The organism is Arthrobacter sp. OAP107, from assembly GCF_040546765.1.
Lineage (GTDB): Bacteria > Actinomycetota > Actinomycetes > Actinomycetales > Micrococcaceae > Arthrobacter.
The window spans coordinates 3,321,512-3,334,858 of the sequence record NZ_JBEPOK010000001.1; the positions used below are offsets into that span (position 1 = coordinate 3,321,512).

9 protein-coding genes are annotated in these 13,347 nt (G+C 67.1%); 5 read left to right on the forward strand and 4 right to left on the reverse strand.

Annotation, left to right across the window (positions count from 1 at the left end):
* The first annotated feature begins 25 nt into the window (after positions 1-25).
* Together ABIE00_RS15340 and katG are read left to right on the forward strand one after the other, a co-directional pair.
* Positions 26-256 (forward strand): zinc-ribbon domain-containing protein, encoded by a 231-nt coding sequence (locus ABIE00_RS15340; protein ID WP_354261643.1) that lies wholly within the window; start codon positions 26-28, stop codon positions 254-256.
* 136 nt (positions 257-392) lie between these two features.
* Entirely contained in the window at positions 393-2,687 is a 2,295-nt protein-coding gene (katG, locus tag ABIE00_RS15345; RefSeq protein WP_354261644.1) for a catalase/peroxidase HPI, read from the forward strand.
* Positions 2,688-2,746: 59 nt separating this feature from the next.
* Here the strand turns inward: katG and cydD are convergent, their stop codons facing one another.
* The 3 genes from cydD to ABIE00_RS15360 are packed head-to-tail and all read right to left on the reverse strand — an operon-like array spanning position 2,747 to position 8,940.
* Complete coding sequence (gene cydD, locus ABIE00_RS15350) at positions 2,747-6,250, reverse strand: thiol reductant ABC exporter subunit CydD (RefSeq protein ID WP_354261645.1); 3,504 nt, start codon at positions 6,248-6,250, stop codon at positions 2,747-2,749.
* 6 nt (positions 6,251-6,256) lie between these two features.
* A complete protein-coding gene (gene cydB, locus ABIE00_RS15355) occupies positions 6,257-7,306 on the reverse strand; it encodes a cytochrome d ubiquinol oxidase subunit II (protein ID WP_354261646.1) in 1,050 nt (349 codons plus the stop codon).
* A gap of 32 nt (positions 7,307-7,338) precedes the next feature.
* Positions 7,339-8,940, reverse strand: a complete 1,602-nt coding sequence (locus tag ABIE00_RS15360) for a cytochrome ubiquinol oxidase subunit I (protein WP_354261647.1) — start codon at positions 8,938-8,940, stop codon at positions 7,339-7,341.
* Between the two features lie 272 nt (positions 8,941-9,212).
* Between ABIE00_RS15360 and ABIE00_RS15365 the strand changes: the two genes are divergently transcribed.
* Both ABIE00_RS15365 and ABIE00_RS15370 read left to right on the forward strand, forming a co-directional pair.
* The gene (locus tag ABIE00_RS15365; protein ID WP_331574799.1) at positions 9,213-9,599 is read left to right on the forward strand and encodes a BlaI/MecI/CopY family transcriptional regulator; all 387 of its coding nucleotides are present in this window, start codon (positions 9,213-9,215) and stop codon (positions 9,597-9,599) included.
* Positions 9,600-9,605: 6 nt separating this feature from the next.
* On the forward strand, positions 9,606-10,607 hold the full coding sequence (locus ABIE00_RS15370; RefSeq protein WP_354261648.1) for a M56 family metallopeptidase: 1,002 nt from the start codon (positions 9,606-9,608) through the stop codon (positions 10,605-10,607).
* Positions 10,608-10,684: 77 nt separating this feature from the next.
* On the opposite strand, the gene ABIE00_RS15375 is transcribed toward ABIE00_RS15370, so the two are convergent.
* On the reverse strand, positions 10,685-12,790 hold the full coding sequence (locus ABIE00_RS15375; protein ID WP_354261649.1) for a DNA gyrase/topoisomerase IV subunit B: 2,106 nt from the start codon (positions 12,788-12,790) through the stop codon (positions 10,685-10,687).
* A 225-nt stretch (positions 12,791-13,015) separates the two neighbouring features.
* Between ABIE00_RS15375 and ABIE00_RS15380 the strand changes: the two genes are divergently transcribed.
* Positions 13,016-13,237: a DUF7455 domain-containing protein gene (locus ABIE00_RS15380; protein ID WP_354261650.1), complete on the forward strand. Its 222-nt coding sequence runs from the start codon at positions 13,016-13,018 to the stop codon at positions 13,235-13,237.
* Positions 13,238-13,347: the final 110 nt, after the last annotated feature.

The following is a 13,347-nucleotide window of genomic DNA, read 5'->3' on the forward strand; positions in this document are numbered from 1 at the left end:
GTTTCCAGACCTAGAAAGGCCGCTGATGCTCATTCTCTTCGGATTCAAGACGGTTCAGAAACTGCTGCCGGGCAGGTCGGCGACCTGCCAGTATTGCCGTGTGTTCGCCCATCAGCACGTTGAGGAGCGTGCCACCAGGTTCACGCTGTTCTTCGTTCCTGTCTTCACGACCTCCCGCTCCTACCGGATCACCTGCTCGAACTGCGGCGCCTCGTCGGTGGTCAACGGCCGCCAGAAGCGCGCGCTCGTGGGCTAGGCCGGTGCACCGGGGCTGATCCTGCCGCCCGAAGAGGCTTTCCGGCCCTCGGTTCAGGCCAGTCCCATGGTCAAATAGGAGGGTTAGACCGGCTGTCCGAGTCCGACCGCGGCCTCGGCCATAGGGAAGGAAGCAGATGAGCGATCACGAGGAACGTCCCCCGATCCCCACACCTGGAAGCGCCCAGGGCCTGGACCGAAAGGTTGCCGACGGGTGCCCGGTCGCCCATGACAGCGTGACGTCGCACGGCAGCGAAAGCGAAAATCCGGCGATCGACTCGCCGCAGCCCAAGGCGCACCGGCCGCGGAGCGTCACGGACTGGTGGCCAAACCAGCTCGACCTCTCCGTGCTTCATGCCAACCATCCGGCGGGCAACCCGCTCAGTCCCGGGTTCAGTTACCGCGAGGAGTTCCAGAAGCTCGACGTCGAGGCGCTCAAGCAGGACATCGTACAGGTCCTGACCACGTCCCAGGACTGGTGGCCCGCGGATTTCGGCCACTATGGCGGCCTGATGATCCGGTTGAGCTGGCATGCCGCCGGTACCTACCGTGTCCACGACGGCCGCGGCGGTGCGGGCGACGGCACCCAGCGGTTCGCGCCGCTCAACAGCTGGCCGGACAACGCAAACCTGGACAAGGCCCGGCGACTGCTGTGGCCCGTGAAGCAGAAGTACGGCCAAAAGCTCTCCTGGGCGGACCTGATCGTCCTCGCCGGCAACGTCGCCCTTGAGTCGATGGGATTCACGACTTTCGGCTTCGCCTTTGGCCGCGAGGACGTGTGGGAGCCCGAGGAGATCTTCTGGGGTCCGGAGGACACATGGCTCGGCGATGAGCGCTACATCGGCGAGGGCCGGATGGCCGAGGAGGTCGGCTCCACGGAGATGGGCCTGATCTACGTCAATCCCGAGGGACCCATGGGGAATCCTGATCCCAAGCTCGCCGCAGCATTCATCCGGGAGACCTTCAAGCGGATGGCGATGAACGATGAGGAAACCGTGGCCCTGATCGCCGGCGGCCACACGTTCGGCAAGACCCACGGCGCCAGTGACGCCGATGCTCACGTCGGCCCCGAGCCGGAGGCGGCGAACCTTGAGGCACAGGGCCTGGGCTGGCTGAGCACCTACGGGAGCGGCAAAGGGCCGGACACGATCACCTCTGGCCTCGAGGTGACCTGGACGGACCGGCCCACGGAGTGGACCAACCGCTTCTTCGAGATCCTGTTCGAACACGAGTGGGAGCTCGTCAAGAGTCCCGCCGGCGCCCATCAGTGGGTCGCCAAAGATGCCCCCGAGAACATCCCGGATGCCCACGACCCGGACAGGAAACACCGTCCGACGATGCTCACCACGGACCTCTCTCTGCGCTTCGACCCTGCCTATGAGAAGATCTCACGGCGTTTCCTGGAAAATCCGGACGAGTTCGCGCTCGCTTTCGCCAAGGCCTGGTACAAGCTGCTGCACCGCGACATGGGTCCCGTCGGCCCCCACCTGCTCGGCCCGTGGGTCCCCGAACCGCAGCTCTGGCAAGACCCCATTCCCGCAGCCGAGCACGGGCTGATCGACGAGCAGGACATCGCCTCGCTCAAGGAACAGCTCCTTGACTCAGGCCTGTCCGTCTCGCAGTTGGCCAGCACGGCGTGGGCCGCGGCCTCCACGTTCCGCAAGACGGACAGACGCGGCGGAGCCAACGGGGCACGGATCCGGCTGGAGCCCCAGCGCGGCTGGGAGGTCAACGAGCCTGAGCAGCTGGCGACTGCGCTGCAGGCGATCGAGACGGTGCAACAGCAGTTCCACTCTGCCCAGAACGGGGACAGGAAGGTATCCCTGGCGGACCTGATCGTCCTCGGCGGCTGCGCGGCCGTGGAGAAGGCGGCAAAGGATGCCGGCTTCACCGTAACCGTGCCCTTCAGGCCCGGCCGCACTGACGCAGCACAGGAGCAGACCGACGTCGAGTCTTTCGAGTACCTGCAGCCCCGCGCAGACGGGTTCCGTAATTATGTGCGCGCCGGCGGCAAGCTCCAGCCGGAGACGCTCCTGCTCGACAAAGCGTACCTGCTGGGCCTCTCCGCGCCGGAGATGACGGCGCTCGTCGGCGGCATGCGTGCCCTGGGCACCAACGTCGGCGGTTCCTCCCACGGCGTCCTGACCGACAGCCCGCAGGTCCTGACGAACGACTTCTTCGTCAACCTGCTCTCCCCCGGCACCCGGTGGAAGGCATCGGAGGATGAAGAGAACGTCTACGAGATCAGCGACGTCGCCACCGGTGAACTGAAGTGGACCGCCACACCCGTCGACCTGGTGTTCGGATCCAACTCCCAGCTCCGGGCGCTGGCCGAGGTCTACGCCAGCGACGACGCCAAAGAGAAGTTTGTCAATGACTTCGTGGCGGCCTGGGTGAAGGTCATGGAACTCGACCGCTTCGACCTGCGCTGACCGGAGAACCTGGACTGGCCGGGGCATCCGGGCCGGCGCTGCTGCGGCCGGCCCGGATGCTACACCGGCCGGCCGGACGCCATCACGGCAGCTGCGACGGGCAGCTGTTCGGGCCGGTGTTCGGGCCCAAGGTCCAGGATCGTATCGTCGGGGCTGATGTCGGCCGGGTTGTGGGTCACCAGCACCACGGTCCGCGACGCGAGTCCGGCGCGCAGGTCGGCGATCAGCGCCCGGCCTGATTCGGCGTCGAGGTGGGCCGTGGGCTCGTCCAGGAGGATCACATCGGCCTGCGTCATGAGGGTGCGCGCTACTGCGAGCCGCTGCCGCTCACCACCGCTGAGGAACGCTCCGCCGGGTCCGATTCGGGTATCCAGGCCATCTTCCAGCCGTGCCAGCAGGGGCGTCAGGCCAACCGCGGTCAGTGCTTCCCGCATCGCCTGCTCGGTCTCTGCTGACTGCCCGGCGCCGGGTTCCTGCCGCGGGCTGCCGAGCAGCAGGTTGCCGCGGACGGTCGAATCGAAGAGGTGGGCCTCCTGCGGGCACCACGCCGCGGTGCCCGTCACCGCGATGCGGCCTGCCCGGGCAGGAAGGAAGCCCAGCATCACTGCCAGCAGCGTGGACTTGCCTGCACCAGACTGTCCGGTGACCGCCAGCCAGCGCCCGGGCTCAGCCACGGCCGACAGACCGCTGAAGACGGTAGCGCCCCCTGGCCATGCGGCCGACAGCCCGTCCATTTCGACGCCCGGCTGCCCGAGCTCCCGGAAGTCCGGCCGGGAAGGCTGCCCGGAATCCTTGCCATAAGCGGGTTCCTTGTCGTCGCCGCTGCACAATCCGCCCGGGTCCAGGACGCCGGACTCACCGATGCGGCGCAGGACCGCACGCAGCGCCGGAAACTGCCGGACCGCCGTCGTCATGGCCCCAAAGGGTTCGGCGAGCGCCAGCTGCAGAAGGACCACGACGCCGACGGTGGTCGCCGGAAGCGATCCGGCCTGCACCTGTGGAGCGGCCAGCACGGCACTGTAGAGGGCGGCGGCGCCGCAGGCGGCCACGGTGAGTGCCTGGCCGAGCCCTTCAGCCCAGGCCGAACGCCGTGCCGCGCCGGTGGCGTCACGGTCCAGAGCACGGATGCCATCCAGAACCGGGTCCTTGGCTCCGTTCGCGTGCAGATCCGCCCTGGCGTCGAGGGCCGCGGCGACCTGCCGGAGGACCCCGGACCGCAGCCGCTGCTCGGCCTGTGCCGACATCCGGTCGGCGAGCAGGGCCGCGGCGGGCGCCGCCAGCAGGCTTACCAGGGCTGCGGCGAGCAATGCCGGCAGTGCCGCCGGAAGCAGCCAAGCCACCGTACCGGCAGCAGCCGCGGCCACCGCCACCGCGGTAACCGGCGGCAGCACCACCCGCGGGAGCAGGTCCCGGACGGTGTCAACATCCTCGATGACGGCGCCCAGCACATTGCCGCCCTGCAGCAGCCGGCGCAGGGACAACGCCCGCTGGCTCAGGGACGCCCAGAGGCCGCCGCGGAGCTTCGTCAGGGAGGCAAACACAGCTTCGTGCAGGAGGAGCCGTTCCCAGTAGCGCAGAACGGCGCGGCCGATGCCGAAGAACCGGACGCCCACGATGGCTGTCAGGAGGTACATGATGGGCGGCTGCTCGCTGGCGCGCAGGATGAGCCATCCGGACAATCCGGAAAGCGCGACGGCGAAGAGCGCAGCAAGGGCGCCGACGAACCCTGAAGCGGCGAACCGTCCGCGGACGGGCGCCAGCAGCCGGGCGAGCATCCCGGCGGTGCGGCCTGGGCCGGCCTGGGCCTCGTCCGATGTGCCGCCGGCCGTCGCGCCGGGAACGGCAGCGCTGGCCGAAGCGGGGACATCGGCGGAACTTCCAGTGCTTGACTCTACAGAGGCCGAAGGTACTCCAGCGGCCACAGCTCCGCGTCCGGACAGCGGCACGGTCCTGTCAGCGAGTTCCCTCGTCTGGCGGTCGTGGGCCACCAGGATGACGGTGGCGCGGCCCCGCAGCGATCGGATTGCCTCGTGAACCCGGTTCGCCGAGTCCCGGTCGAGGTGGGCGGTGGGCTCGTCCAGGAGCAACACCGTGGCGCCGGCCTCGATACGGGCCAGGCCGCGGGCAAGGGCAACCCGGCGTAACTCGCCCGGGCTCAGTTCGGCCGGATGCTTGTCCGCCAGATGGTCTGCGCCGACGGCCGCCAGGCATCGCCGCACTCCCCCGGCATATACTTCATCGACCCCGGAAGCTGCACTACTGGCTGCTTCGGCACGGATCACCGCACTGCCCGCAGTCAGGTACAGCAGCACCTCCCCGCGCACGGTGTCCGCCACCATCACGGGGTGCTGCGGGACCCAGGCCACATCGCCCGCCGCGAATCCCTGAAGAGTTCCGGATACAGCGGTGCCGGCGCCGGTTCCGAGCGTGCCGGCGAGAACTCCCAGCACGGTGCTCTTGCCCGCCCCGCTGGGACCATCCAGCGCTGTGACCAGTCCGGCCGGCGCCGAAAAGCTGAGAGGGCCGACGGCGGGACCCTGCCTTCCCGGATAACTCACGGTCAGGTCGCGGACAGTCACGCCTGGGGGCTGTTCACCATCCGAAGCCGGATCCGGCACGAGCCGCCGGGGCTCCGGCGCCTCCAGCACCGCCGTCGTTTCGGCAAGTGCTGCCCGGCCGTCGTCGCTCGCGTGGTGGGCGGTTCCCAGCTCACGGAGCGGAAGGTAGCAGTCGGGGGCGAGGATGAGCGCCAGCAGCCCGGCCTCCAGCGCCATGTCGCCGTGGACGAGCCGGACGCCGATGAACACCGCCACCACGGCAACGGAGATGGTGGCGATCAGTTCCAGTGCGAGCGCAGAGAGGAACGCCGTCCGCAGGGTGCCCATGGTCCGGGACCGGTAGTCCTCGGAAATGTCCTCCAGGGCGCGGCGCTGGGCGGCGGCGCGGCCGAGTCCCACCAATACCGGAAGCCCCTTGGCGAGTTCGAGCATGTGCCCGGAGAGCCGTGACAGGGCGGCCTGGGCATCCCGTACCTTGTCCTCGGTGTAGCGGCCAATCAGCACCATGAACAACGGGACCAGCGGCACCGTCAGCACAATCACCACGGCACTGATCCAGTCGGCGAACAGGATCCGGGCGCCAAGCAGCAGCGGTATGGCCGCACAGTTCACCAGCGCGGGCAGGTACTGCGTGTAGTAGCTGTCCAGGGCATCCAGGCCGCGCGTCGCAAGCACCGCCAGGCCGCCGTCGGAAGGGCCGGTGGCACGGACGCCGGTCCGCAGTGCGGCCTCCAGAAGCTCCGCCCGCAGCTCCTCCTTGACCCCCAGCGCGGCCCGCCTTGCAGCGACGCCCTGCGCCCAGACGGTCACTGACCGCAGCGCCACGCCGGCCGCACCCCAGCCCAACTGGTCAGCCCACGCCGGGTCCTGGGTCATGAGGCCCGCGAGCACGGACGCGACGGCCTGTCCCATGAGCACCAGGGACAGGGCCTTCAGCGCAGCCAGCAGGCCAAGTCCGTACAGGGCGCGGCGGGTGGACGGTCCGGACGGGAACTGGGGTTTCACTGCGGGTCAGTCTTTCCTGATCAGTGCTTTGGCGGCCACCGCGGGCAGGAAGCTGTGCGCCTCCGGGATGTGCGCGGCGCTGACGCGGCGGCGGAACACCCAGTACGTCCAGGCCTGGTAGGCGATCACCAGCGGCAGTCCGACGCACGCCACGATGCTCATCAGGCCGAGGGTGTAATCAGAGGACGACGCGTTGGCGATGGTGAGGTTGTAGGCGGGGTCGATGGTGGACGGCAGGACCACCGGGAATACCGCACCAAAGATGGAGGCGGAGCCGCCCAGCAGGAACACACCCGTTGACAGGAAGGCCCGGCCTTCGTTGCCCTTCCGGGCCTGAGCCCAGGCCACCACCGCGGCGGCCACGGCTACCGCAAGGACAACCAGTGTCCAGGCTTTCCCGCTGAGGACCTGCACGCCGATGGCCCAGCCCGCCATCGGGAGGAGCAGCACGGGAAGCAGCCGGACGAACCACTGCCGCGCGCGGTGCCGGACTTCGCCGTCGGTCTTCAGTGCCAGGAACGCGAGGGCGTGCAGCAGCGCGAAGCAAGCCACCGCCAGGCCGCCCAGCACGGCGTACCAGCTGAACCAGGAGAACGGGCCGCCGTCGCGGTCACCGTTGGCGTCCAGCGGCAGACCGGTGGTGGTCAGGCCCAGCGCGGCACCCACGCCGAAGGCGGCAAGGAAGGAGCCGACGGCGATCGCCCAGTCCCAGGTGTTGCGCCAGCGGTCGGTGTCCACCTTGCCCCGGTATTCGAACGCCACCGCCCGGAAGATCAGCGCCACCAGGACCAGCAGCAGCGGCAGGTACAGGGCGGAGAACAGGGAGGCGTACCAGAACGGGAAGGCTGCGAAAGTGGCGCCGCCGGCGGTCAGGAGCCAGACTTCATTTCCGTCCCAGACCGGCCCGATGGTGTTGAGCAGCACGCGGCGTTCGGTGTTGTTGCGGGCAAAGATCTTCATCAGCATCCCGACGCCCAGGTCGAAGCCCTCCAGGAAGAGGTAGCCGGTCCACAGGACCGCGATGGCAATGAACCATATGGTTGGCAGCAGTTCCATGCTTTGTATCCTCGGTCTTTATAGGCTCGGGCTTAGTAGGCGAAGGCCAGGACGTCGTCGGCAGTTCCGGGCCTGTCCGGTCCGCCGTCGCGGGGTGTGGCGTCCTCGTTCTCGTCCACCGGTGCGTGGGCAAGTTCGGGCATGGCCGAGACGACGCCGCCGCGCACGTATTTCACCAGGAGCTTCACCTCGACCACCAGAAGCACCGCGTAGATCAGGGTGAGGACAACCAGGGAGGTCAGGATTTCTCCCGCGGAGACCCCTGGAGAGACGGCCGCGGCCGTGAACATGAACACCTGGTCGATGCCGTTGAGGTCGGGGTTGGGGGCTACGACAAACGGCTGCCGGCCCATTTCCGTGAAGATCCAGCCCGCGGCGTTGGCTCCGAAGGATGCGAGGATGCCGAACACAGCCAGCCGCATCAGCCAGCGCGACTCGGGGACGGTGCCCTTGCGCGTCAGCCAGAGTGCCACCAGGGCGGCGAGGGCTGCGAGGCCGCCGAATCCGATCATGGCGCGGAAGCCCCAGTAGGTGACCTCCATGACGGGCACGTACTGGATCTCCTGCCCGGCACGGTCACCGTAAATGGGGTTGTCCGGGACGTGCGTGCCGTAGTCCGCCTTGTACTGGTCAATCAGGCTGTTGACGCCCTTCACCTCGGTGGTGAAGTCGCCCTTGGCAAGGAAGGAGAGAATGCCGGGCACCTCGATCACGGCCTTGATGTCATCACAGTTGCGTGAGCCGACGTTGCCCACGCTCAGGACGGAGAAGCCCGTTCCGTCGTGGCAGGCGGCCTCGGCGGCGGCCATCTTCATGGGCTGCTGCTGGAACATCAGCTTGCCCTGCAGGTCACCGGTGATCGCGGTTCCGGCGAAAGAGATCATGGCGACGACGGCGCCGATCCGCAGGGATTTGATCCAGACCGAGTAGTCGGTGCGGTCGCGGCCCGGGATGTCGGCTTCCCCGGCAACCACCTTGCCGTCAGCACCGATGGTGTCGATGCCGTCGCGGCGCCTGCGCCAGAGGTGGTACCAGGCGATGCCCAGCAGGAACCCGCCGGCCACGGCGAGGGCACCGAAGAGGGTGTGCGGCACGGCCACGAGCGCGGTGTTGTTGGTGAAGACGGCCCACGCGTCGGTCATGACGGGCCGGCCGTCAATCATCGTGACCCCCACGGGGTGCTGCATCCAGCTGTTGGCCACGATGATGAAGTAGGCGGAGAAGAACGAGCCGACGACGGCGATCCACAGGCACGCGAGGTGAACGCCTTTCTTCAGCTGCTTCCAGCCGAAGATCCACAGGCCCAGGAACGTTGACTCGACGAAAAACGCCAGCAGAGCTTCGAGGGCCAGCGGTGCGCCGAAGACGTCACCCACGAAACGGCTGTATTCGCTCCAGGCCATGCCGAACTGGAACTCCTGGACGATGCCCGTGGCCACGCCCATGATGAAGTTGATGAGGAAGAGCTTTCCCCAGAACTTGGTCATCCGCAGATAGGCCGGATTCGCGGTGCGGTGCCAGATGGTCTGCATCACCGCGACGACCAGGCCCAGGCCGATTGTCAGCGGCACCATCATGAAGTGGTAGACGGTGGTGATTCCGAATTGCCAGCGTGCGATTTCCAAGGCGTCCAAGGCGGTCCCTACTTACGGTTGGGTCTAGCTCTCCAGCGCTGTTTTCTACACAACGTAGAACTTCAACTTCTACAGAGTGTAGAACACAGGTCGAACACTGTAAACACGGTTTCATGCACATCGGGGGAACGCAATCGCCCGCGACGCGCCGAGCGTTCTACCTCATGTAGAAACGAACGGCCAAACGCGATAGATTTGAAGTTGCAGTATTGGAATCACGGCACGGGCCGGGCAGCCGGCCCTTGGCAGTGCGTTGTCAGAAGGATGTACAGATGGCAAGTCTTGGGGAACTGGAACGGGCAGTCATGGACCTGCTCTGGGCGGGCCACGAAGCAGCCACGGCCAACACGCTGCGGGACCTGCTTGCGAAGAGCACGGCAGCGCATGGCGGAGCAGCGGGGCACGAGGGCAAGGACCTGGCGGTGACCACCGTCCTGACGGTCCTTTCGCGCCTGGAGAAGAAGGGCTTGGTGGAACGCGAACGCGGAACCCGGCCGCACCGCTACCAGGCTGTATCCAGCCGCGAAGACCACACCGCCGAACTCATGCACGAAGTGCTGGGTTCCGCTCCGGACCGCGAGGCTGTCCTGGCCCGCTTTATCGGTTCGGTGACTGAAAGTGAAGCCGAGACGCTGCGCAAACTGCTTGGCCACAGCTAGCACCTGATGTTCTGGACCTCATATTTCCTGGCGGTCCTGGCGATAGTACTGGCCTGGCCGGTACCTATCCTCCTTTCGCGCGCCCACTGGCCGGCGCGCGACCCGTTCACGGCCATGGTGCTGTGGCAGGCCATCGCCCTCGCCGGCGGCCTGTCCATGATCGGCGCCATGCTGGTCTACGGCCTCGAACCTGTGGGCGACAACCTGATTGCGGGCCTCCGCGCGCTGGCAGGCATGGTGCTGTTTGCAGCGCCCACCACGGCACTCGGCTTTTGGCATCTCTTCGCGCTCTCCGCTGCCGCGCTGCTGACCGCGCACCTCGTCTTCACCCTGCTGCTGACCTATTACAAGATCGAGCGCCAGCGCAGGCGCCACCGCGAACTGCTGGCCCTCCTGGCCTCGCCGTCCGACGACGGGCCCGGCACCGTGGTCATCAGCCACGATTCCCCGGTGGCATACTGCCTCCCCGGCGGCGCCCGCTCCGTCACGGTCCTCTCCGACGGGCTCATGGCCGCCCTTGAACCTGCGGAACTGCGCGCCGTCCTGATCCACGAAAACGCGCACCTGACCCAGCGCCACCACCTGCTGCTGTGGGCCTTCGCCGCCTGGCGCCAGGCCCTGCCCTGGCTGCCCACCACGCGCCTGGCCCAGGAGGCCGTGAACTCCCTGATTGAAATGCTGGCGGACGACGCCGCCCTCAAGACCGAGAGCAAGGCGACCCTGATCAAGGCCATAGCCATCGTCGCGAGCGGCTCGGCGGCACCTCAGGGGGGCGCCGCCGTCGAACCTGTAGGCCTTGCGGGGGCAAGCCTTTCCGGTGCGGGCCTGCAGCTGCCGGATGGTGCCGGCGGCGCCGGCCCGGCAAGTACGACGGCGTCACGCGTCAGCCGCCTTCTCTCACCCAAGCCCCCGCTTGCCGGCGGCCTGAGGGCAGCAGTCCTTGCCATGTGCACGCTGTTGCTGGCCATGCCCACCGCCCTGCTGATCGTGCCCGGCCTGCTGGGCTGAGCAAATCCTGGGCGCCGAGCGTGCCCGCTGAGCCGGTGCCAGGCACCGGCTCACGGTCCCCGGCTCGCCGCCGACGCTTAGGCGTCGATGCGTTCGCGGTCCAGGCTGGATGCACCGGCGATGATGAAGTCCTTGCGCGGCGCGACGTCCGAACCCATCAGCAGGTCGAACGTGGCTTCGGCCTGCTGGGCGTTCTCAATGTTGACCTTGCGCAGCATGCGGTGCCGGGGGTCCATGGTGGTCTCAGCCAGCTGCTCGGCGTCCATCTCGCCCAAGCCCTTGTAGCGCTGGATGGGTTCCTTGTACTTCCGGCCTTCGGCGGCGAGTTTCGCCAGCAGGCCGTGCAGCTCGGCCTCGGAATAGGTGTAGATCATCTCGTTGGCCTTCTGGCCGGGGTTGATGACTTCCACCCGGTGCAGCGGCGGCACGGCAGCGAACACGCGGCCCTCCTCCACCATGGGCCGCATGTACCGGAAGAACAGGGTGAGCAGCAGCGTGCGGATGTGGGCGCCATCGACGTCGGCGTCGGTCATCAGGATGACTTTCCCGTAGCGGGCGGCCTCGATCGCGAAGCTGCGTCCCGAGCCGGCCCCGACCACCTGGATGAGTGCTGCGCACTCGGCATTCGAGAGCATGTCGCCCACGGAGGCCTTCTGGACGTTGAGGATCTTGCCGCGGATGGGCAGCAGTGCCTGGAAGTCGGAGGAGCGCGCCAGCTTGGCCGTGCCGAGGGCCGAGTCGCCCTCCACGATGAACAGTTCGGAACGGGCGACATCATCGGTGCGGCAGTCGGCGAGCTTGGTGGGCATGGACGACGACTCGAGCGCGGTCTTGCGGCGCTGTGTCTCCTTGTGGACGCGCGCCGAGATGCGAGACTTCATCTCGCTGACGATTTTTTCCAGCAGCAGCGCCGACTGGGCCTTGTCGTTGCGGTTGGAGGAGTTGAGCTTGGCTGCGATCTCCTTCTCCACCACGCGGGCCACGATGGCCTTGACCGCCGAGGTGCCGAGGATTTCCTTGGTCTGGCCTTCGAACTGCGGCTCTGCCAGGCGCACGGTCAGGACGGCGGTGAGGCCGGCGAAGATGTCGTCCTTCTCGATCTTGTCGTTGCCGGCCTTGAGTTTCCGCGCGTTGGCTTCCACGGCCTTCCGGAACGTCTTGACGAGGGCCTGCTCGAAGCCGGCCTGGTGCGTGCCGCCCTTCGGCGTGGAGATGATGTTCACGAAGCTGCGGACAGTGGTGTCGTAGCCGATCCCCCAGCGCAGTGCCACGTCCACTTCGCAGTCGCGTTCCACTTCCGCGATCTTGCTGTGGCCCTTCTCATCGAGTACGGGCACGGTTTCCTTGAACTTGCCGGAGCCGTGCAGGCGCCAGACGTCGGTGACCCCGGAGTCGGCGGCGAGGAATTCCACGAACTCGGAGATGCCGCCGTCGTGGTGGAACACTTCCTCGTGCGCGCCGAACTCACCGGGCGTGCCGGGGAGCTTGCGCTCATCGCGGACGGTAATTTTGAGGCCCGGGACCAGGAAGGAGGTCTGGCGGGCGCGTGCGGTGAGTTCCTCGTAGGAGAACCGGGCGTCCTGCGTAAAGATCTGGGTGTCTGCCCAGTAACGGATCCGTGTACCGGTGACGCCGCGTTTGGCCTTGCCGACGACGTCGAGGACGGAGTCTTCGACGAACGGCGCGAATGTGGCGGTCGGGTTGGGGCGGCCGTTGTCGTTGAAGCGGCCGGGCTCGCCGCGGCGGAAGGACATCCTGTACGTCTTGCCGCCCCGGTCCACCTCGGCGTCGAGGCGTGCGGAGAGCGCGTTGACGACGGAGGCGCCGACGCCGTGCAGGCCGCCGGAGGCAGTGTAGGAGCCGCCGCCGAACTTGCCGCCGGCGTGCAGCTTGGTGAAGACGACTTCGACGCCGGTGAGTCCGGTCTTGGGTTCGACGTCGACCGGGATGCCGCGGCCGTCGTCGTGAATCTCTACGGAGTTGTCCGCGTGCAGGATGATCTTGATGTCGTGGCCAAAGCCCGCCAGTGCCTCGTCGACGGAGTTGTCGATGATTTCCCAGAGGCAGTGCATGAGGCCTCGGGAGTCCGTGGATCCGATGTACATGCCGGGGCGTTTGCGCACGGCCTCCAGCCCCTCCAGCACCGAAAGGTGGCGGGCGGTGTAATCAGAACTCGGTGCCACAGGTAGTGAACTCCTTTGAGGAACAGGCCGGATCGGCGTTAAAAAGCTCCCCCTAGCCTAGTCCCGATGCCGCCAAATGCCCGACTGCCACTCCCGACACGGGTCCCCGCTCCCGCCGTTCGTTACGCACACGTGATACGCGGACAGCGAAAGTGACCCATCCTTGCCATGGATTAGGAGCGAATGCTGGTTATATAGATGTACAGATCTACTAAGGAGGCCGACATGACAACAGCAGTTGCCGACCGCACACTAACCGCAGCTGACCGGTGCGACCGTTGCGGAGCGCAGGCATACGTCCGGGTTGTACTCGAGTCCTCCGGAGGTGAGTTGCTCTTCTGCGCCCACCATTCACGCGCCGTCGAAGCGACCCTTAGGCCGCTCAGCGCCGACTGGCACGATGAGACGGACCGGTTGCACGAAAAGGAACCGGTTCCGGTCGACTAGACAACAAAGTTCAAAGCCAGGATCCCCACCGCGGGGGTCCTGGCTTTTTCTTTGTCGCTCTTTTGCTTTGTCGCCGGCACGGTTGTCGCGCTTAAATGTCATACCCCCTC